General features: G+C 47.6%; 19 protein-coding genes and 1 pseudogene. 11 read left to right on the forward strand and 9 right to left on the reverse strand.

Annotated elements, in window-relative coordinates:
- Both BHV83_RS12220 and BHV83_RS12225 read left to right on the forward strand, forming a co-directional pair.
- On the forward strand, window positions 1-420 hold a 420-nt coding region (locus BHV83_RS12220; RefSeq protein WP_286757566.1), incomplete at its 5' end, for an RNA polymerase sigma-70 factor.
- 248 nt (window positions 421-668) lie between these two features.
- A complete protein-coding gene (locus tag BHV83_RS12225) occupies window positions 669-3,485 on the forward strand; it encodes a TonB-dependent receptor (protein ID WP_122205392.1) in 2,817 nt (938 codons plus the stop codon).
- Between the two features lie 334 nt (window positions 3,486-3,819).
- Here the strand turns inward: BHV83_RS12225 and BHV83_RS12230 are convergent, their stop codons facing one another.
- A complete protein-coding gene (locus tag BHV83_RS12230; RefSeq protein WP_022321584.1) occupies window positions 3,820-4,419 on the reverse strand; it encodes a rhomboid family intramembrane serine protease in 600 nt (199 codons plus the stop codon).
- Between the two features lie 156 nt (window positions 4,420-4,575).
- Between BHV83_RS12230 and cls the strand changes: the two genes are divergently transcribed.
- The gene (cls, locus tag BHV83_RS12235) at window positions 4,576-6,015 is read left to right on the forward strand and encodes a cardiolipin synthase (RefSeq protein WP_022321585.1); all 1,440 of its coding nucleotides are present in this window, start codon (window positions 4,576-4,578) and stop codon (window positions 6,013-6,015) included.
- Here cls and rsmD read toward each other — a convergent pair.
- The 3 genes from rsmD to BHV83_RS12250 are packed head-to-tail and all read right to left on the reverse strand — an operon-like array spanning window position 5,987 to window position 7,997.
- Window positions 5,987-6,544, reverse strand: a complete 558-nt coding sequence (rsmD, locus tag BHV83_RS12240; protein WP_046451640.1) for a 16S rRNA (guanine(966)-N(2))-methyltransferase RsmD — start codon at window positions 6,542-6,544, stop codon at window positions 5,987-5,989. The genes cls and rsmD overlap by 29 nt on opposite strands.
- Window positions 6,532-7,359, reverse strand: a complete 828-nt coding sequence (locus BHV83_RS12245; protein ID WP_122205393.1) for a DUF3822 family protein — start codon at window positions 7,357-7,359, stop codon at window positions 6,532-6,534. The genes rsmD and BHV83_RS12245 overlap by 13 nt, the downstream gene beginning before the upstream one ends.
- 8 nt (window positions 7,360-7,367) lie before the next feature.
- Window positions 7,368-7,997: a hypothetical protein gene (locus BHV83_RS12250; protein WP_005634050.1), complete on the reverse strand. Its 630-nt coding sequence runs from the start codon at window positions 7,995-7,997 to the stop codon at window positions 7,368-7,370.
- 92 nt (window positions 7,998-8,089) lie between these two features.
- Between BHV83_RS12250 and BHV83_RS12255 the strand changes: the two genes are divergently transcribed.
- From BHV83_RS12255 to BHV83_RS12275, 5 genes are all read left to right on the forward strand, one after another.
- Window positions 8,090-9,517: an ATP-dependent DNA helicase gene (locus BHV83_RS12255; RefSeq protein WP_286757567.1), complete on the forward strand. Its 1,428-nt coding sequence runs from the start codon at window positions 8,090-8,092 to the stop codon at window positions 9,515-9,517.
- A gap of 441 nt (window positions 9,518-9,958) precedes the next feature.
- Window positions 9,959-10,660, forward strand: coding sequence for a DUF8457 domain-containing protein (locus BHV83_RS12260; protein WP_046451687.1), 702 nt, complete (start codon window positions 9,959-9,961; stop codon window positions 10,658-10,660).
- 82 nt (window positions 10,661-10,742) lie between these two features.
- Window positions 10,743-11,447, forward strand: a complete 705-nt coding sequence (rsmI, locus tag BHV83_RS12265) for a 16S rRNA (cytidine(1402)-2'-O)-methyltransferase (RefSeq protein ID WP_005634056.1) — start codon at window positions 10,743-10,745, stop codon at window positions 11,445-11,447.
- Window positions 11,448-11,465: 18 nt separating this feature from the next.
- The gene (locus BHV83_RS12270) at window positions 11,466-12,338 is read left to right on the forward strand and encodes a Cbp1 family collagen-binding glycoprotein adhesin (RefSeq protein WP_005634058.1); all 873 of its coding nucleotides are present in this window, start codon (window positions 11,466-11,468) and stop codon (window positions 12,336-12,338) included.
- A complete protein-coding gene (locus tag BHV83_RS12275) occupies window positions 12,338-13,030 on the forward strand; it encodes a YjjG family noncanonical pyrimidine nucleotidase (RefSeq protein ID WP_172676528.1) in 693 nt (230 codons plus the stop codon). Before BHV83_RS12270 ends, BHV83_RS12275 begins: the two co-directional genes overlap by 1 nt.
- 81 nt (window positions 13,031-13,111) lie before the next feature.
- On the opposite strand, the gene BHV83_RS12280 is transcribed toward BHV83_RS12275, so the two are convergent.
- From BHV83_RS12280 to BHV83_RS12300, 5 genes are read right to left on the reverse strand one after another with little or no spacing between them, the layout of a single operon-like run.
- Window positions 13,112-13,597, reverse strand: coding sequence for a putative outer membrane beta-barrel protein (locus BHV83_RS12280; protein WP_005634062.1), 486 nt, complete (start codon window positions 13,595-13,597; stop codon window positions 13,112-13,114).
- 25 nt (window positions 13,598-13,622) lie between these two features.
- Complete coding sequence (locus BHV83_RS12285) at window positions 13,623-15,203, reverse strand: peptide chain release factor 3 (RefSeq protein ID WP_022321599.1); 1,581 nt, start codon at window positions 15,201-15,203, stop codon at window positions 13,623-13,625.
- Between the two features lie 11 nt (window positions 15,204-15,214).
- A complete protein-coding gene (gene rfbD, locus BHV83_RS12290; protein ID WP_005634066.1) occupies window positions 15,215-16,081 on the reverse strand; it encodes a dTDP-4-dehydrorhamnose reductase in 867 nt (288 codons plus the stop codon).
- A gap of 6 nt (window positions 16,082-16,087) precedes the next feature.
- Window positions 16,088-16,636: a DUF4924 family protein gene (locus BHV83_RS12295; protein ID WP_005634068.1), complete on the reverse strand. Its 549-nt coding sequence runs from the start codon at window positions 16,634-16,636 to the stop codon at window positions 16,088-16,090.
- Window positions 16,633-17,559, reverse strand: a complete 927-nt coding sequence (locus BHV83_RS12300) for a Mur ligase family protein (RefSeq protein ID WP_122205395.1) — start codon at window positions 17,557-17,559, stop codon at window positions 16,633-16,635. Before BHV83_RS12300 ends, BHV83_RS12295 begins: the two co-directional genes overlap by 4 nt.
- 98 nt (window positions 17,560-17,657) lie before the next feature.
- Between BHV83_RS12300 and BHV83_RS12305 the strand changes: the two genes are divergently transcribed.
- The 3 genes and pseudogenes from BHV83_RS12305 (at window position 17,658) to BHV83_RS12315 (ending at window position 21,347) form a co-directional block, all read left to right on the forward strand.
- Window positions 17,658-18,509 carry an MBL fold metallo-hydrolase gene (locus BHV83_RS12305; RefSeq protein WP_286757568.1) on the forward strand — a complete coding sequence of 284 codons (852 nt, stop codon included), beginning with the start codon at window positions 17,658-17,660 and terminating at the stop codon, window positions 18,507-18,509.
- A 178-nt stretch (window positions 18,510-18,687) separates the two neighbouring features.
- Entirely contained in the window at window positions 18,688-19,074 is a 387-nt protein-coding gene (locus tag BHV83_RS12310; protein WP_005634074.1) for a Dabb family protein, read from the forward strand.
- Window positions 19,075-19,111: 37 nt separating this feature from the next.
- Window positions 19,112-21,347, forward strand: a pseudogene (locus BHV83_RS12315) (glycoside hydrolase family 20 protein).
- Window positions 21,348-21,574: the final 227 nt, after the last annotated feature.

Raw genomic sequence — 21,574 nt, forward strand, 5'->3', positions numbered from 1 at the left:
GTGCAGGAGTTAATGCTTTTTCTTTGGGAGACACGGGAAAATCTTGTAATTGAGACGTCTTTGAAATCCTATCTGTTTATCTCCACCAAGCATCGTTGCCTCAATGCGATCAGGAAAAACCAGTACCACGAACGTATCCATAACCAGATATATGAGAAAATAAAAGACCAGTTTGAAGACCCGGACTACTATTTCGTGAATGAACTGACAGAAAACATACAGAAAGCGATCGAGAACCTACCCGAAACCTATCGGGAAACATTTGCCATGAGCCGATTCGGGGAAAAGACGAATGTGCAGATTGCCGAGAAACTCGGAATATCGGTAAAAACCGTCGAATACAGAATATCGCAGGCACTTAAGATACTTCGTTTTAAATTGAAAGATTATCTTCCGCTTCTGATAAATATCTTAGGCTAAAAGCATATTGACAAAATGTTACCATCATAACATTAGTTACGACTAATAACCATAAGTAAATAGAAATACTATAGCGGATAATATTTTTAACACTTCATATGGATGGCAAGAGAAGGAAAACAATACTAATCTGTAAGGCACAACGCATTCGTTAATAAATCAAAATCAAACCAAAGCTTATTAAACTTACGGAAAACTTCCGTGTCTATCTTTTCGTACTTAATATCAGATAAGATAAAATAAAAGTTATGAAATCGGGAAGGTATTTTTTTATTCTGTTTTTAATTCTATTGATTATGCCTGCATATGCGCAAAAAGGTGTAGACATCACCGGAACGGTGATTGAGGAAGGGACCAATGAACCGATCGAACAGGCTACAGTTCGTTTGTTAAGTGTCAAAGACAGCTCCATGATCGGAGGTGTCGCCACATCGCGCAACGGAAGTTTCATGCTCAAGAACATCAAGAACGGCAGTTATCTACTGCACGTGTCGTTTGTCGGGTTCGATCCGCTCTATCAACCCCTGCGTGTTACGGGGAAAACCAATCCGGTCAAGTTGGGCAAACTCGCGCTTACCGACGGGGCAATTCAATTGGGCGAAGCTGTCGTGATCGGGAAAGCACCGGAAGTAACCGTACGCAACGATACGATGGAGTACAATGCCGATTCCTATAAAACCACGGAAGGCTCCATGCTGGAAGACCTGCTGAAAAAAATGCCCGGTGTGGAAGTGGATAGCGAAGGAAAGATCACCGTCAACGGGAAAGAGATCAAAAAGGTGCTGATTGACGGAAAAGAGTTCTTCTCCGACGATCCCAAGGTGGCCTCCAAGAATCTACCATCGAAAATGATCGACAAAGTGCAAGTGTTGGACAAACTGAGCGATATGGCCAAAATGACTGGATTTGACGACGGAGAAGAGGAAACTGTCATCAACCTGACTGTCAAGCCCGGCATGAAGCAGGGCTGGTTCGGAAACGCTTTTGCCGGTTACGGTAGCGAAGACCGATACGAAGGGAACTTCATGGTAAACCGCTTCATCAACAACAACCAGCTGACCTTGATGGGAGGTATCAACAACACGAATAATATGGGATTTTCAGACCTTGCCTCCAGTATGTTCTCTGGGATGGGCGGACCGCGTGGACGTCGGGGCGGAGGAGCCGGCAACGGGATCACAACATCCGGCAATATCGGCCTGAACTTCAGTAAAGAATTTAATCCGAAGTTGACGGTCGGGGGCAACCTCCGTTATTCTCATTCCGACAACGACGCGATCAGCAAGAGCAACCGACAGAATATCCTACCGGGCGACAGCACCTCTTTCTACAACGAAAACAACAGCAGCAACACGCGCAGCGACAATGTAGCAGCCGACCTCCGTATGGAATGGAAACCTGACTCGCTCACCCAGATCATATTCCGTCCGAGTTTCAGTTACAGTAACAGCCATAGCCGTGAAGGGAGCACCTTCAACACGCTGAGCGGAAACCGCGACACGGTCAACATCGGTGAATCCGATTATCTCTCCGACGGAAGCGGCTACAAACTCAATGCCCGCCTGGAGTTCAGCCGCAAACTGAACAGTGAAGGACGTGTTTTCAGCGGATCTCTATCTGGAGGACTAAGCGATTCCTATAATAAGGGACTGAACTATTCGAACACCGAATATCTAATGATGGCTGACGGGATGGACAACGAACTGGTGGATCAACGCTTCCGCTACGACAACAAAGGGTTCAACTACCGGGCTTACCTGTCCTGGGTAGAACCGATCGGCCACAACAACTTCATTCAAGCAACCTACAGCATCCGGCAAAACAAACAGGAATCTCTGAAAAACTCTTATACCCGTGAAGAAGGAAGCGAAGATTACAACTTGTTGGACACGGCTTACAGCAAAAGCTACCGCAACAACTTCATCAACCAGCAGGTCAGCCTCGCCTTCAAAGCTATCCGGGAAAAATATGACTATACGGTCGGTTTGACGGTAGACCCGTCCCATAGTACGAGCGAGAACTTCGTGGGCGATACGGTTCTCTCCAAATTGTCGCGCAACGTGGTGAACCTTTCACCGATGGTTCGCTTCAACTACAAATTCGACAAACGCACGAACCTTCGCATCAACTATCGCGGACGTACCAGCCAACCCAGCATGACACAGTTGCAGCCGGTGGCAGACATCTCCGACCCGCTGAATACGACGATGGGTAACCCGGACCTGAAACCGACTTACACAAACGACCTGTTCATCCGTTTCCAGAAATTTGTGCCGGACAAGCAAACAGCCTTGATGGTAATGTTGAATTTCGACTATGTGATCAACGATATCGTCAACAAGTCCGTCTATGTCGGCAATACCGGTAAAAAGATGACGACCTACGACAACGTAAACGGGAACTACAATGGGAACATTCGCGTCCTGTTCAACACGCCGCTCAAAAACCGCAGATTCTCGATCAACTCCATGACAATGGCCTCATACGCCAACAAGAATGGTTTTATCAACGACGAAAAGAACACGAACAAGAACCTGACTCTCGTGGAACGCGCCGGTATCGATTTCCGTTCCGACTATCTGGATCTCGGACTGAACGGTAACATCCGTTACAACGGAACACAAAACTCACTCCAGGGACAGAGCGAACTGAACACCTTCAACTACGGTGTGGGTGGAACGACAACGATCTATCTTCCACTCGATTTCAAAGTGGAAAGTGATATCAACTGGTCGACAAACTCCGGCTATTCAGACGGTTTCAAACAGAACGAAGTGTTATGGAACGCCTCTGCTTCCAAATCATTCTTGAAAGGGAACCAAGCGACGCTCCGTTTCAAAATATACGATATACTGAAACAACGCAGCAACATATCCCGCAGCGTAACCGCCAGCTATACACAGGACTCCGAATACAACACACTGGGTAGTTACTTCATGGTGCACTTCATCTACCGCTTTAGTATCTTCAAAGGGGGAGCCAGCATGAACGATGTGTCCGGACCTGGCGGAAGAGGGCCGAGACATGGCGGTCCGATGGGGCCGCCTCCGGGTGGAAGATTCTGATGATTTATCCGTTACTTTTGGCTTGATCCAAAAGTAACCAAAAGATCAAGGCTGAACCGTCTGGGCTACTCCTGTCCGCTTAGGCCTTTCATAGAAAGCTACGCTTTCTCTTAGGATGGCCGATACTGCCTGCTACATAGGTGTCGGTATCGACCATCCCCAAAGAGCCGTCAGGCTCTATCTTCGGCCTAAGCTAGCGAGCGTTAAGCGAAGAGACCGGAGTGAGCGCCCGGAGCGTCTGCTGTCTGAGCGAAGCGAGTTTCAGACGCGACAGCGAACGAAGGAAACGGAGTAGCGAGGCAGGTTCGGCCTTGAACTTTTGGTTACTTTTCTTTCAAGAGAAAAGTGACAGATAGAACCTTTTGATCAACGAAGGCTCCAATATAGCCGGGTAAATCAAACCGTAAAGCGCTCCGTAGAAGTGGGCGTTATGATTGACATTATCCCCCGCCTTTCTTGCCATATACTGGCAATAGGCTAGGTAGATCACACCAAAGACAATCCCAGGAACCGGCAGTACGGCAAAAAACAAAATCTTGCCCCACGGGTCCAGGAAGATGGAAGTGAACAAGACAGCCGATACAGCTCCCGAAGCACCTATCGAAACATAGTAAGGATCATTACGCCGGCGGATCAGATCATACAGTGAAGCAGCAACCATCCCGCCAAAATATAATCCCAGATAGCCACCTGTACCGAGTCCCAAATAACCGAAAGCACTTTCCATATATGTCCCGAATGACCAGAAAGTAAACATATTCACAAGTAAGTGTGTCATGTCGGCATGCACAAAACCATGCGTAATCAATCGATACCATTCCCGGTTATGAACGGTACAATACGGTATGAAGGCCAACTTCCGAAACAACTCATGGTTGCCGAAACAAATATAGGACACGACAACCGTGACCCCGATAATAACATAAGTAATCATAATCTATTCTATATTAATGACGTCAAATGTAGTAAAGATTGAACAATGTTTCCCCTATATGGTTTACAAAAACAAAGCTTCCGCATTTGCTATTTCCGTTTTAGCTTCCTATCTTTACAAATTACAACATATTGACAGATATAAAAAACATCCGAAATGCTGGCACTCATACACATACAATGGATAGTGGGTATAATATTCATCATATTATACTGCGTCACCATTCTTGGGCTAGTGTTGGTTATCATCACGGAGAACCGGAATCCGTTGAAAACGATTCCCTGGGTGATCGTGTTACTGCTCGCCCCCGGTATCGGGCTCCTGTTCTATTTCTTCTTCGGGCAGGATAACCGGAAGCAACGGATTATCTCCCGACGCACCTATAAGCGTATCATGAAACGGCCACAGGAAGGGAAACTCCCACAAGATGCCTGTTCCGTTCCGGCTCCCTACCAGCCATTGGTCACACTGTTGACAAACAGCAACCAATCGTCCCTGCTATACGGAAGCGACATCACGATCTATACGAACGGGACAGACAAGTTTCACGACCTTTTGCAAGAGATTGCCAAAGCAACCCATCATATTCACATCCAATATTACATCTTCTGCGACGACGAGGTCGGAAACAAGGTCAAAAAACTGCTGATCGAGAAAGCCAAAGAAGGAGTAGAAGTCCGTGTCCTTTACGACGATGTGGGCTGCTGGAACGTGAAAGACAAGTTCTTCAAGGAAATGTCGGATGCCGGCATCGAAGTCCATGCTTTCCTGAAAGTGGCGTTTCCAGTCTTCACCAGCAAAGTAAACTACCGGAACCACCGGAAGATCGTGGTCATAGACGGCAAAGTCGGTTTTATGGGTGGCATGAACATTGCAGACCGCTACACGAAAGGGACCAGCTGGGGGACATGGAGAGACACGCACTTCAAGATCATCGGAAAGGGAGTACACGGCTTACAGGCCGCATTCCTTATCGATTGGTATGTGGTCAGCAAGAAACTCCTGAACGAAAAGATCTATTATCCGCCACTTCCGGTCTATTCGGATGATAACATCATGCAGATCTGTACCAGCGGCCCCGTCGGACAATGGCGTACACTCTTGCAAGCAGCCATCTTCACAGTTGCCAACGCCAAGAAATATGTATTTATCCAGACTCCTTACTTCCTTCCGACCGAAGGATTGAACCAGGCTTTGCAGATAGCGGCTTTAGGAGGCGTCGACGTGCGGTTGATGCTTCCCAAGCGTTCGGACACACGCACGGCAAACATGGCCACCCACTCTTTTATCGATGAAATGGTAAAGGCGGGCGTCAAGGTCTATTTCTATAAACCGGGATTCCTTCACTCGAAACTGATGGTGGCAGACGACGAACTGACCTGCATCGGTTCCGCCAATATGGACTTCCGCAGCTTCGAGCATAATTTCGAGATCAACGCATTTGTCTACCAGCCCTCGTTTGCCCAACAGATGAGGAAAGTATTCCTGCACGACATGCATAGTTGCGAAAGACTGGTGCCGTCACGCTGGCTGAAACGCCCGCTCAAACAACGTATAGCCGAATCGTTTATGCGTCTGTTTTCTCCTCTTCTTTAATAAAGATGGAAAAGTTCACCGAACCGTAGACGCGGTGCTGGTAGAAATAGGGCAACCCGGAGAAATCATTTGTCTTCGGATGTTCCATCACGAAGATGCCTCCGTCCCGCAGCAGATCGCGTTTGAAGACAAGTTCCGGCACTTCGGGCAATTCTTTCAAGGCATAAGGGGGATCTGCAAAGATGAAATCAAAACCTTGGGCCGGAGCCGAATGGAGATAACGGAAGACATCGCCACGAATCAGTGTCAGCGAATCCGTTTTCAACTCTTTGGCGACTTTGGCGATAAAGGAGGCATGTGCATTATTCTTTTCGACAGCCGTCACGCTCCGGCATTCGCGCGAAAGCAGTTCGAAAGAAATGCTTCCCGTCCCTGCAAACAGATCGAGCGCATCCACCCCCTCAAAATCGATATGGTTGGAGATCACATTGAAGATATTTTCCTTCGCAAAGTCCGTCGTCGGACGGGCGCTGAAGGTAGACGGGACATCAAAACGTCGCCGTCCGTATATTCCACTTATAATTCGCATAATGATAGAGCTATAAGATCCAACGGAGCCTGCAACACCTCCGACCCCATCAAATAGGCTTCGGAAGGGATCTCCAGCGGATCGATATATTGTAAATAATTCCGCAACGTATTCGTTATATCATTTCGCAAGGGCACATCGCCGAAAAGACGCAACTGGTCTTTCTGTTGATCCATTCCGACCTGTTTCCATACATATAATATATAATACAAAATATCGTCCGTATGTTCATACTCGAACGAGTTCACAAAAAGCAGGTTTCCCTGCGCATAGCACGCCACATCCATCCTCCGCCGATGCAACACGACATATAGCTGGCGGGGCAAGCGCGCACGGCTCTGCTTCTTCCACAGCGAAAGCAACGGACCGACATGATGGACAAAACGAGGATTGACAAGCGAACGGGAACAGAACTCATACACATCCTCATCCACTCCGAATACCAGTTCCGCCGGTTCGTCTTTCAGTTCATTGCTCAGGCAACGCCCTTCGGGAGATGAAAATGTGAACGCCAGCAGTCCCGCCTTCTGCTTTTCCTGAAAAACAGCAGCCGGCACAAGCGTATACTGGGAAGTGACACACACCACATTGACCTGCTTGTAGAACCAGGTCAGGAAATCATTTTCGAAGAAACATTCTTTCAGAGAAGATACATAAGGCCTTGTCCGGTCGAATTCGACGTCTCTATAAAAGAAACTCTCGCTCACCGAAGGACTGTATGCGGAAAAAGAAAGTCCACCCGACCGAAGCCGGATGGACATTATGTAATTTTCCGAATGATCAGCTGTTAACTTATCAGACAAGTTTATAGCCATAGGCTGTATTAATCTTCCCAGTTACCTGCGTTGTTATTGATTTCTTCGACAGAACCTACACGCAGACCGGCATATTTACCCATCTTGCTGGCTTTATCTTTCAGGTTATACACTTCTTGCTTGTTCAAGTCACCCAGATAGTCATCATACAGAACACCGCACTGGAATACTTTTACCGTATAACCCGAACCTGAAGTCAAAGTAGCCGTATCCATCGTAAACTGTACGTTCGCACCCGGCACGTTACGCAAATCGTCTACATTATAACCTTTGCCGAACAATGTATCAACAGCTGTTACCCAAACAGTATCACGTCTGATCAAGCCTTTCTTAACGGCTTCTTTCTCAGTCATACCCTTTTCGAGCTGTTCGTCAGTCAATACACCTTCCTTGATAAGGAACGGCAATTTTTCATCTTTTAAAAACTTACTCAGTTCATCAAAATTGGCTGCATGCACCTTGTGGATGTTCTTGTACTCAATCTGTGCTTTACGGATATCGATCAAACGAGCTTTGATCAAATTTTCACGACGATCCCTCTCATCCTTAAATTCGATCGGACCCATAATACTTCTGTAACACATGTACGCAAGCAGTACTACTGCCACAGCCAATAAAATCTTTAATGTAACTTTCATGGTTTATATGTTTTTTGAATTTATTTCGTTCGGCAAATTTAAAAAAGAATATTTAATACACTACCTTTATCGCGAAAATTATTACAATCAAAATGATAAATAGTTATTTAAGCCGCCAAATTACACAAAATTTTCCATATGATCCGACCGAAGACCAGGTTTTGGCATTAAATCTCCTATCCAATTTCCTGCTTTCGGAAGAATCGGATTCGCTTTTACTGCTGAAGGGATATGCAGGAACCGGTAAAACATCTTTGGTCGGAGCCTTGGTCAAGACGATGACAGAGCTAAAACAAAAAAGCATCTTGCTCGCCCCTACCGGACGGGCGGCAAAGGTATTTTCCGGCTATGCCGGACAGAAAGCATTTACGATACACAAGAAGATATATCGCCAGAAAGCCTTTTCCAACGAACCGACAGGTTTTCATCCGGCTGATAACTTGCATAAAGACACGCTATTTATCGTAGACGAAGCGTCCATGATAGCCAATGAAGGACTGGACTCGTTTGTTTTCGGAACCGGACGCCTGCTGGACGACCTGGTCCAATATGTCTATTCCGGAGAAAACTGCCGCCTGATCCTGATGGGCGATGTGGCACAGTTACCTCCCGTCATGCAAACCGAAAGCCCGGCTCTCAATCCGGAAACATTGCGGGGATATAATTTAAAGGTACAGGAAATCACCCTCACCCAGGTTGTCCGCCAAAGCGAAAACTCCGGGATCTTGTTCAATGCTACCCGCCTTCGGGACGCCTTACGAAACGGGACGGTCGAGATTTTCCCCAAACTAAGGCTGAAAGGCTTCACCGATTTCAGAAAGGTAAACGGAGACGAACTCATCGAAGAAATCTCCTCGGCCTACAGTCGGGACGGGATCGAAGAGACCATGATTATTTCACGCTCCAACAAGCGGGCTACCCTATATAATAATGGTATCCGCAATCGCATCCTATACCGTGAAGAAGAACTTTCGTCCGGCGACCGGCTGATGATTGCCAAGAATAACTACTTCTGGACTGCCGGCAATAAGGAGATGGACTTCATAGCTAATGGCGAAATCATACAGGTGTTACGTGTACGAAGGACTTACGAGCTCTACGGTTTCCGTTTTGCCGACGTATCGGTCCGTTTCCAGGACTACGATCTCGAAACGGATGTCAAAATTCTCCTCGACACCTTACAGACAGCAGCTCCCGCACTGCCGAAAGATCTTAATGACAAGCTTTTCTATACCATTCTCGAAGATTACGACGATGTCCCGACAAAGGCAGGAAAGATGAAAAAGATGAAAGCAGATCCTCATTACAACGTCTTGCAAGTCAAATATGCCTATGCCGTCACCTGCCACAAGGCACAGGGCGGCCAATGGATGAACGTCTTTCTGGATATCGGCTATATCACGGAAGAAATGCTTGGAGAAGACTTCTACCGTTGGCTTTACACCGCCTTTACACGTGCGACCCACCGGCTCTATCTGGTGAATCTGCCGGAGGAATTCGAAGAATATGTCTCGTCCTGATTTAGGTTGGCCATGCCTCTCCGGTTTAGCATCCATATATTTAAGTAAAAGACAAAGAAGCAACAATATCAATTAATAAACAAATACACAGCTATTAACAGCTATTACTACCACTCCTTTGCTTTTCGCCCTTAGTCGAAAAGGTTTTTGACCAGTGTCGAAAGGGCTTTTGACCAAGGGCGAAAAGGTTTTCGACTAAGGGCAAAAGGTCTATGAGCAGGCGGTATGACAACAGTAGCATGGCGATTGTCACTTAAATAGAGCCTTTCGGGGACGACTTGATCTCTGATAATGGAGCATTTCGGAGCGGTTGTCCTAACTTCACAATAAAAGGAATAACAATATTTCATACAATAAATACGTTACATATATAAGAAATACCTATTTTTGTTGCAATATAAACGAAAACCTGCTTGTAAGTTTTCATGAATGGAAAAAGGAATGGCGAATAAAGAAAAAATAGATTACCTGCTTCTGGATATCCGGGAGCTTGAAACATTGGTTGCCGGCATGCGGGATGCAGAAGTGTATCCGGTGTCTTTTTTCGGCCAGACTTTCGACCTCACCCATAAGATTCTGAAGGACCTACATGCTTTGGAAACGGCCCAGATCGAAATGCTGCGTAAACAGATGGAAGAGCATCAGGCTCTGATCCAGTCTATTCCCCCATCGGTTGCCACTCCGGTACAAACAGTACAGGAAGCTTCGATTACAGCCCCGGCTCCGATTCCGGCCGAACCGGAGCCAGTCATCCAAGAGCAGGAAATCAGACAGGAGCTTCCTGCAGAACAAGGATTACCGGCCGGACCGGAGCCAATCCCCGTTGAAGAGCCGGAGACTCCGGCAGTGGAAGCATCCGGCAAAGTGATCCCCGCAGAGCGTCCCGGATTATTCCTCAACGACCTGTTGGAAAAGAAAAATTTTTCGGATTTCCGAAAGGCATTCAGCCTGAACGATCGTTTCCGTTTCCGCCGCGAGCTGTTCGGAGGTGATGAGGCACGGATGAACAAAGTAATCAATGACCTGAACGATCTTCATTCGTATGAAGACTCGGTCACATATTTGAATAACGAATTAAAGTGGAATATAGAGGATGAAGCGGTAGCAGACTTTATCAAGCTGCTTGAAAAACGCTTCCTCTAAGCAATGTGACAATGGACAATTGACAATGTATTTGTCTTTGTCTTTTTAATTGTCAATTGTCAATTATCAATTAAAAAGTGCTATGGCAAAATTAACAGTAGTACCCACTCCCGTCGGAAATCTGGAAGATATGACGTTCCGGGCAATCCGCGTGCTGAAAGAGGCCGATCTCATTCTGGCGGAAGACACGCGTACTACGGGTATCCTGCTCAAACATTTCGAAATACAAAACAGGATGCAGTCGCACCATAAGTTCAACGAGCATAAAACGGTCGAACAAGTGGCAGCCCGTATCAAGGCGGGCGAGAATATAGCATTGGTATCGGATGCCGGTACTCCCGCGATATCCGATCCAGGATTCATGTTAGTGCGTGAATGTGTACGTCAGGGTGTAGAAGTGGAATGCCTGCCGGGAGCCACGGCTTTCGTCCCGGCATTAGTTGCTTCGGGGCTGCCCAACGAGAAATTTTGCTTCGAAGGCTTTCTTCCCCAGAAGAAGGGAAGACAGACGCGCTTGAAAGAGCTCTCGACGGAATATCGCACCATCATCTTCTATGAGTCACCTTTCCGGCTGGTCAAGACATTGACACAACTAGCCGAGTTTTTCGGGAATGACCGCCCTGTTTCCGTATCACGTGAAATATCGAAGATACACGAAGAAACCGTACGCGGCACGCTCGAAGAAGTTATCGCTCACTTCACCGTGAACGAACCGAAAGGTGAAATTGTTATAGTATTAGCAGGCTTAAAAGATAAAAAGGACAAAGAGACAGGAACAGAAGTTTAACGTAACAACAGAAAGAACATGAAGAAAGTATTAATTGCAACAACGATTTGCACAGCCATGCTGGCCTCCTGCGGACAGAATTCAGCAGAATATAAGAAGCTGAAAGCAGAAAACGACTCTCTGAGAATCGAAAACACCAAAAGCAATGCCGAGATGGATGAAATCCTCGGAACCCTCAATGACGTAGAGGCTGACATCCAGTCTATTCGTGATGCAGAAAATTATCTCAACATACAGCAACAAAAGGGAGATCTGAATAAGAGTAATCGCGAACAGATCAAAGAAAACATGCAGTTGATCAGCGAAACACTGAAAAAGAACAAACAGCAGATCAGCGAACTGGAAGAGAAACTGAAAAAGAGCGGAATCCAATCCTCGGCTTTGAGGAAAACAATCAGCCGCCTTTCTTCCGAACTTGACCAGAAAGCCAATATGATTGTCACGCTACAGGAAGATCTGGCAAAGAAGAATGTTCGTATCCAGGAATTGGACGAAATGGTTGCTTCCTTGAACGAAGACGTGGAAGACTTGTCCACTACAACTGCGGCCCAGTCCGAGAAGTTGCAGGAACAGGACAAACAACTTCATACTGCTTATTATTGCTTCGGCACGGCGAAAGAACTGAAAGACCAAAAAATCCTTTCCGGTGGCGGCTTGTTTGCCAAATCCAAAGTATTGCAGAGCGGCTTCAATAAAGATTATTTCATTTCTATTGATATCCGCGAAGTGAAGGAAATCCCGCTGTTCGCAGGCAAGGCAAAGCTGAAATCCAATCACCCGGAAGGTTCTTACGAATTTGTGAAGGACGAGGACGGTAATATGACATTGAAGATCACGGACGAAAAAGCGTTCTGGAGCCTTGGCAAGTATTTGGTGATTGAAGTAGGATGATGAAATACAAAAGTCTTTTTATTGATTTGGACGATACCCTTTGGGACACGTACCATAATAATAAGGAGTGCCTCGAAGAAGTATATACCGCTCACCACTTTGACCGGTATTATGCCTCCTTCGAGGCTTTTTTCGAGATCTACTGGCCACACAACAACCTGCTATGGGAACAGTACCGCAACAATGAAATAGACCGCCAGACATTGATCATCGAACGTTTTCGCTATATGCTCCGCCCGTTAGGGATAGAAGACACAAAATCGGTACTGGCGATCAACAACGATTTCCTGCAACGAACAACCCGCAAGACACGCCTAGTACCGGGTGCAATCGAGCTATTGGAATACCTGCGTCCCTCCTATCGCATGTATATCCTGTCCAATGGTTTCCGGGAAGTCCAATTCAAAAAGCTCTGCAATTCCGGTCTGGCCCCCTATTTCAAAAGGATGATCCTATCTGAAGATGCCTGCATCCAGAAACCTCATAAGGAGATTTTCGATTTCGCCCTTAAAAACACCAACTCCCGCCGAAGCGAAAGCCTGATGATCGGCGACAGTTGGGAAGCCGACATTATCGGTGCCCACAATTCCAAAATCGACCAGCTATGGCTGAATCCGAAAGGGCTGCCGGCAAAAGAATTCATACCGACTTACACGGTTGGAAGCCTGGAGGAGATCAAACGGATCTTATGACTTACACCTAAAAGAAAAGGAACCGGAAAAGCCGTCTTCCTGCCCTTTCCGATTCCTTCCCTCTCTTCAGGATGCCTCCTGTCAAAAATTATAATGGAAACCGATGCTGATATTTTCCGTGTCGAAGTTCACACCTCCAAAATCAGAAGTTCCGTTGTACGAATCGCTATAACCAAGAAATCCGACTTTAGTGACAAAAGATATATGTTCCGTCGCTTTCAAAGAAAGTCCCGGACGCAATCCCAACCGGAAACCGGTATCACCGTCACCGGCAGCAATCCCAATCGTTCCATCGACAAACAATCCCACAATACCCGTCTTATAAAACGTATAGCGAGCATACGGAGCAAACTGGAAACGGTTATAATCATCGTAATGCGTATAACCGATTTCACCCCCCACGGCCCATTGGTCAGTCAAATGACATCCTACTTCCGGTGAGATCTGGAAAACAAACTCACTATCTTCACTACCGACTGTAAAACCACCGCCAATATACACCTCCTGTGCACCGACCGAGCAAATCGCCATAAAGGCAATCATGCATGAAACAAATAACTTCTTCATTTTACTTTATTATATATAAATATTATTAGAACTCTGAGGTAAAATGGAATTTGATATCGGGGAAATCCTGCTGTGCCATCATCAACACATAGCTGGAATCGGCCAGATAGACATCGCGGCCCTCTTTGTCGAGCGCCATATATTGAGCTTTACGGCGTTTGAAGTTTTCAAGAGCGGCAGCATTATCGCTTTCTATCCAGCAAGCCTTATAGAGGCTGATCGGTTCCCACTTACACTGTGCGCCGTATTCGTGGAGCAAGCGGTACTGGATCACTTCGAACTGCAATTGTCCGACCGTACCGATAATCTTACGTCCGTTGAACTGGTTGGTAAAAAGCTGGGCGACGCCTTCATCCATCAACTGCTCGATGCCCTTGTTCAACTGCTTGGCCTTCATAGGATCGGCATTCTCGATATATTTGAACATTTCAGGAGAGAAACTCGGCAATCCTTTGAAATGAAGTTCTTCACCGGAAGTCAGCGTATCACCGATCTTGAAGTTTCCGGTATCAGGCAAACCGATGATATCGCCGGCAAAAGCCTCGTCCACTACTTCCTTCTTCTGCGCCATGAAAGCCGTAGGACTGCTGAAACGCATCATCTTTCCGAAACGGACATGCTTGTAGTTGGCATTACGTTCGAAACGGCCGGAACAGATCTTCACGAAAGCAATACAACTGCGATGATTCGGGTCCATATTGGCATGGATCTTGAAAACGAAACCGGAGAAGGCATCCTCTTCCGGATCGACCACCCGTTCCACGGCCGACACGGGACGGGGAGAAGGAGCGATATTGATAAAGCAATCCAGCAGTTCTTTCACCCCGAAGTTATTCAAGGCAGAACCAAAGAACACGGGAGCGATATCTCCTTTCAGGTAGGTATCGACATCGAATTCGGGATAAACACCTTCTATCAGCTCGATATCGGAACGCAGCTTTTCTGCCTGTCCGGCCTCGATATAGTTTTCAAGTTCCGGGCTGTTGATATCCTTAAATTCCACGTTTTCCGTCACATACTGCTTGCTCGGAGTATAGAGGTTCAGTTTCTGTTCATATATATTATAGACCCCCCGGAACCGTTGTCCCATGTCGATCGGCCAGCTCAGCGGACGCACATGGATATGCAGTTCTTCTTCGATCTCGTCCAGCAAGTCGAACGGGTCCTTACCGTCGCGGTCCATCTTATTGACAAACACGATCACGGGGGTCTTACGCATACGGCAGACTTCCATCAGCTTACGGGTCTGGGCTTCCACACCTTTTGCGGTATCGATCACGATAATAACGCTATCCACAGCCGTCAGCGTACGAAACGTATCTTCAGCGAAATCCTGGTGGCCGGGCGTATCGAGGATATTGATTTTATGGCCGGAATAATCGAAAGCCATCACGGAGGTTGCGACGGAGATTCCACGCTGCTTTTCAATTTCCATCCAGTCGGAGGTAGCTGTCTTCTTGATCTTGTTAGACTTTACGGCTCCTGCCACATGAATGGCACCTCCAAAGAGCAACAGTTTTTCGGTAAGAGTCGTCTTACCGGCATCCGGGTGGCTGATAATAGCAAACGTTCTTCTTCTCTCAATCTCTTCTGAATACTGACTCATTGTTATTTATCTTATTTTGTTATTCTTTTCATACATTCACGCAGACTCGCTTCCCAATGGGATATACTGATCTTATAGATCGTTTTGATCTTAGCCTTGTTCAGGACACTGAAATGCGGACGGGCAGCCTTCGCCGGATAATCTTTGGACTCGATCGGGAGAACACGGCAGGGGGCATTCCCTAACTCCATAATCTTCACGGCAAAATCATACCAACTGCAAACCCCTTCGTTGGAATAATGATAGATACCGGGAACGAAAGCATCCGCCTCCGCCTGCACCAACACCGCAAAAATGGCAGCCGCCAGATCCCCGGCATACGTCGGCGAACCAATCTGGTCGAACACGACAGACAACTGTTCCCGTTCATTTCCCAGACGCAACATCGTCTTGACAAAATTATTCCCGAACTCAGAGTAAAGCCATGCCGTCCGGATGATTACTGCATCCGGGCACACCTCCTGCAAAGCCTGTTCACCGGCAAGTTTCGTACGCCCGTAGACAGAGGCCGGACAAGTATTGTCCGTTTCCACATAAGGCAAATGATTTGTGCCGTCAAACACATAGTCGGTAGAAACATGGATCACCCTCGCCCCAGCCATACGTGCCGCCTCGCCCAAGTTCCGTACGGCATCCCGGTTGATACGAAGGCAAAGAGCTTCGTCATCCTCCGCCTTATCCACAGCCGTATAGGCGGCACAATTGATGATATAATCGACTTGCTTCTCCTTAACAAAAGCATTCACGGCTTGAGCATCGCAGATGTCAAGCGTATCCACATCCGTAAACACAAACGCATATTGCGGATATCCGGCAGCTAACCGACGGATCGAATTGCCCAGTTGCCCGTTAGCCCCTGTTACTAAAATCGTTTTCATCTTGTCTTATTCTTCTAATTTCAGTTCCCCATTCATATCTTCACGATACTTCTCGGCCAGAAGTGCCAGGAACGAACTGATCTGTTTGATCCCCTCCATCGTTTCAGGGCTGATTTCCTTCCCTTGCATCTTCAGCATCAGGAAACCGTAAATAGCATTGAAGCAAGTCTCCAACTCAGGCAAGTCCTCGCCGCCCGATTTGGCACGGAGCTGAACGATAAAGGGGAGTGTTTTATAATAGGCCGCCCCATACACCATTTCCTTCGGCGATTTCAAAAGACGGAGGTGCAGATCGGTCAGGGCAATGATCACATTCTTGTTCAGCTGGATATGTCCCTTTTCCATCACCCCTTCGGAACGCATCATCTCGATTAGTTCCTCATACCATTTGGCGATTTCTTCCTTTATATCGTCCGGTTGGTCGTAACGATCTACAACCGTGCGGCGGATCGAATCCATATCGAAGTTATTGGCACGTATCAGGTCTTCCACCTGCCACATGTACAACAGATATTCGGCTATATTTTCTTTTCTTTTTCGTCTTGCAATAATCATGGTTGCAAAGATACACTATATTCGGATAATGCCTGATAAAAATCCGCATCTTTTACACCTAACTGGCGGCAGGCCAGGCGGGCAGCATTCAGGTTGATTAGGAAAAAGCGATCCGGAATATAGACGGGAAAGTCCCCGTAGCGAGTCTGCAAATAGGTCTTTCCCTCTTTCTCGACCACGACATGCTGGTCGTAAGGCATGGCTGTAATGTCTTCGCGAACCTCTTGCGCAAGCTGTTTGACAACCGGATCGCCGTCGAAATAGATCAGCTTTCCCCCGCGTTCGATAGAAGAGGCGAACGTACGGAAAGTCGTATGGTAGGCCTCCGGTGTGGCGTGGTCGGTAGCGGAAGTCCACATCAGATTGGTCAGAATAGCGATATGCGGACGATAGAACTCCAGCTGGAACCGTTTCTCCAAAGCAGACGTTACATGCTCATCACCTTCGATAATCGCGATCCGAGCTTCATAACTCAGATGCACACGGTCGGGCAACAAGGGGACTTCGCTGGTCAACGCATAGTCGAACGCCAGTTTCTGCCGCTTCAGGGCGCACACAATCATCGAGATGATCGTCTTCTTTCCCCGGCTACCGGCAACAACAACCCGCGTCTTCTCTTTCGTCCGCTGAAAGATGAATTCAGGTATCGAAAGCACTAATAATCCCAGTTCCTTTGCACGTATCAATTCGGGGTTATCCTGCCGGACTGCGGCCCCTAATACCACAAAATGTATATCTTTAGTTAATCTCTCCGGGAACCACCCGTCTCCATGACAAGTACACCCCTCTTTTTCCAGTCTGGCAAGAATCGTATCAGTCAGTCCAACACCGGATACACTTACTTCATATCCTTTTTGGTGGATAGCCAGGGCTAAGTCAAACAACAGAGGCTCGGTTACGGAGATTAAATGAACTTTTCGCATCACTCAGATTTTGCCTGCAAATGTACACAATTTCATTCACGCTTCGCATGGGTTTGAAAGAAAAAACTTCCCTATCTTTGTTGGAAAAAGTATAATTTATGGATATTCAACTTATAGACACAGGCTTTTTCCATGCAGACGGAGGTGCCATGTTCGGTGCGATTCCCAAAACTGCTTGGAGCCGCCGTTATCCAAGCGATAAACAAAATGGATGCATCTTGGCTATGCGCAGCATGTTAGTCCGCGACGGGAACGGGAAGATCGTACTCGTCGACAACGGGGCGGGCAACAAACACCTGAAACAACTCAGCTATTACAACTTCTTCGACCTGGTCGATCTGAAGGATGAACTTCAAAGGCGGGATGTTGCCTGTGAGGATGTTACGGATGTCATACTCACACATCTCCACTTCGACCATTGCGGATATACGACACAAAAAGAAGAGCAGACCGGTGGAAAGCCTCTCTTCAAAATGGCCTTCCCAAACGCCATCCACTGGGTAAGCCGTGCACAGTGGGAGAACTTCCTTCACCCGAACGCACTCGAAGCCGACTCCTATTTCATCGAAAACATGCAGGCCGTCTACGACAGCGGCAAACTTCGCCTCATCGAAAATGACACGAATCTCTGCCCCGGCATCGACCTGCGGCTGTTCGACGGACATACGCCGGGGCAAATCGCACCTTATATCACGACACCTGAGCGCACTTATGTCTTCGCCGGCGATGTCATCCCGTTGGCGGCAAGCGTCTCGCCCCTCTGGATCTCGGCATACGACACCTATCCTGTCGTTTCCTACAACGAAAAAATGCGGATGCTAGAAGAAGCGGTCTCTGAGAAGCAAGCGATCATCTACTGTCACGACGCCTATACTCAGTGTACTACCGTGAAAAAGGTGAACGACTTTTTCAAGGCAGATCAAAAAGTTTCACTTTTTTCCATAGGGTGAAAATAAAGTCTCCCGCAGGTAAAAATAAAGTTTCATCGACAGGAAACTAAAGTTACCCTTACATGAAACTACAACAAGATTACTACCGGACTAAAGAAAAAGCCGGTTGTATTGTAGGGCAGTCTGCTATTTATCTTTATCTTTGTCTGATTATAATCATAAATTAATCCTGATCATCATGAAAAAGACAATCTTCGCTTCACTGACAATCCTGACATTCTCGGCCCTGATGTTCTGTTGCAGCAATGCTCCCAAGCAGGAGAAAGTGCTTCGCCACGTTGTCATGTTCGGTTTCAAGCCAGAAGTATCCGCCCAACAGATCAAGGAAGTCGAAGAAGCTTTCTGTGCACTTCCCTCCCAGATAGACCTGATCAAAGGATACGAATGGGGAACGGATTGCAGCCCCGAAGGATTGCAACAGGGATTGACGCACTGTTTCTTCCTGACTTTCCATTCGGATGCCGACCGAGACGCCTACCTGATCCATCCGGCGCATAAAGCTTTCGGGAAAGTATTAGGAGACAAGGCATCTGCCGTCACCGTCGTGGACTACTGGACCAAATAAGAATTATTATTTTTCTCACTTATAACATTTTAAACGCATGAACAAACTAACAAAGTATGCATGTATCCTGACAACCCTGGCCGGAGCCGTGGCTTGTTCGGGAGGTAAAAAAACACAAGGAGACTATGCCATTATCCCGCTTCCTCAAGAAGTGGTGACACAAGGCAGCGCCCCGTTCCTGTTGAAACCGTCTACCCCGATCTCTTATCAGGAAGGTGATGCGGAAATGGAACAGACCGCCCGTTTCCTTGCCTCCTATGTCAAAGAGGCTACGGGATATGAACCGAAAGTGATTACCGGGAATGCGGACAAAGGCATTCATCTGTCAATCGCTTCCGACATCCGGAACCCGGAAGGCTACCGCCTGCTGGTCAGCGAGAACGGCATCGAGATCGCCGGAGCATCCAACGCCGGTATTTTCTATGGCGTGCAGACCTTGCGTAAGTCTATCCCCGCCGTGGCCGAAGGGATGGACATCGAACTTCCGGCTGCCAGCATCAACGACTATCCACGTTTCCCGTACCGCGGTATGCACCTCGATGTTTCCCGGCACTTCTTCCCGGTAGATTCGGTCAAGAAGTTCATCGATATTCTTGCCTTGCACAATATGAACCGCTTCCACTGGCACCTGACAGACGACCAGGGATGGCGCATCGAGATCAAGAAATATCCGGAACTGACCCAGATCGGGGCGCAACGCAAGGAAACCGTCATCGGCCGTAACTCCGGCAAATATGACGGCAAGCCGTATGGCGAAGGCATGTTCTATACGCAAGACGAAATCCGCGACGTGATCGCTTACGCCCAAGAACGTTTCATCACGATCATCCCCGAAATAGACCTTCCGGGACACCAGTTGGCAGCTATCACGACTTATCCGGACCTGGGTTGTACGGGCGGACCGTATGAAGTATGGACCCAGTGGGGCGTATCGGACGATGTGATCTGTGCCGGCAATGAAAAGGCAATGACCTTCCTCGAAGACGTGCTCGGCGAGGTGATCGATCTTTTCCCGTCCGAATATATCCATGTAGGCGGTGACGAATGCCCGAAAGTGCGTTGGAAGAGTTGTCCGAAGTGCCAGGCACGTATCAAGGCGGAAGGCATCAAAGGAGACAGCAAGCATACGGCCGAAGAATACCTGCAAAGCTATGTCATTTCACGCATGGAGAAATTCGTCGAAAGCAAAGGGCGCCATATTATCGGCTGGGACGAAATCCTGGAAGGCGGACTGGCCCCGAACGCTACGGTGATGAGCTGGCGCGGCGTAGACGGCGGCATCGAGGCTGCCAAGCAGAAACATAATGTGATCATGACGCCCAACTCTTACCTCTATTTCGACTATTACCAGTCTACCGACACGGAACACGACCCGCTTGCCATCGGTGGTTACCTGCCGTTGGAACGCGTCTATTCGTTCGAACCGACTGCCGGAATCCCGGAAGAGTATAAGAAATATGTAACGGGAGTACAAGCAAATCTGTGGACAGAATATATCCCGACATTCAGCCAGGTCGAATATATGGTATTGCCGCGTATGGATGCATTGGCAGAAGTACAATGGACAAACGCCCCGAAAGATTTCAAGGCGTTCCTGCCGCGCTTGGTCCGCATGACCGAACTTTACGACCGCTTGGGTTACTTCCGCCGATATCCATTATACACTCGACGGCAGCGAACCGACGGTAACCAGCCCGAAATACGAAGCACCTCTCCGCATCAAGCAAAATGCAGAAGTGAAAGCCGTGGCTGTCCGCCCGACCGGAAACAGCCGCATCTTCTCCGAAAAGATCGACTTCAACAAGGCGACAGCCAAGCCGGTCACATTGAAGGTGGCTCCCAGCAGAGGATATGACTTCAACGGCGGCCCGGAACTGACCGACGGCCTGAGCGGCAACAACAACTACAAGACCGGACGCTGGCTTGGCTTCCAGGGCAAGGACTTGGATGCCGTTATCGACCTGAAAGAACCGACCGAGTTCAGCAAAGTGTCCTTCAACACGAATGTTGTGAAAGGGGACTGGATCATGGGAGCGGCAGGCGTTACCGTAAAGGTATCGGACGACGGACAGAACTTCAAGGAGGTAGCTTCCAAGGTTATCCCGTCTTTAGGCAAAGACGACAAAGACGGCCTTTATCCGCAGGAAATCTCCTTCGACCCGGTAAAAGCCCGCTATGTCGAAGTCATCATCAAGAGTGACAAACTCCCGACATGGCACGGAGGTGCAGGTAATCCGGCGTTCTTATTTGTGGACGAAATCAATCTGCAATAAGTAAATATTTAGGCACAGATTACACGGATTTCACGGATTCTCTTTCTCATCTCCGTGTAATTCGTGAAATCCGTGCCTAAAAAATATAAAGAAGTTTTGCTATTCTAACATATTCCCCCATGAAAAGAGACATACTTATCCTTTCTGCCCTTTGTACCTGTTGCAACCTTTTTGCCGAAGAGATCACAGTCAAGTATCTCAGGTATGCAGGTCCTTATGAAATAAAA

It is taken from the genome of Parabacteroides sp. merdae-related_45_40 (assembly GCF_001915675.1).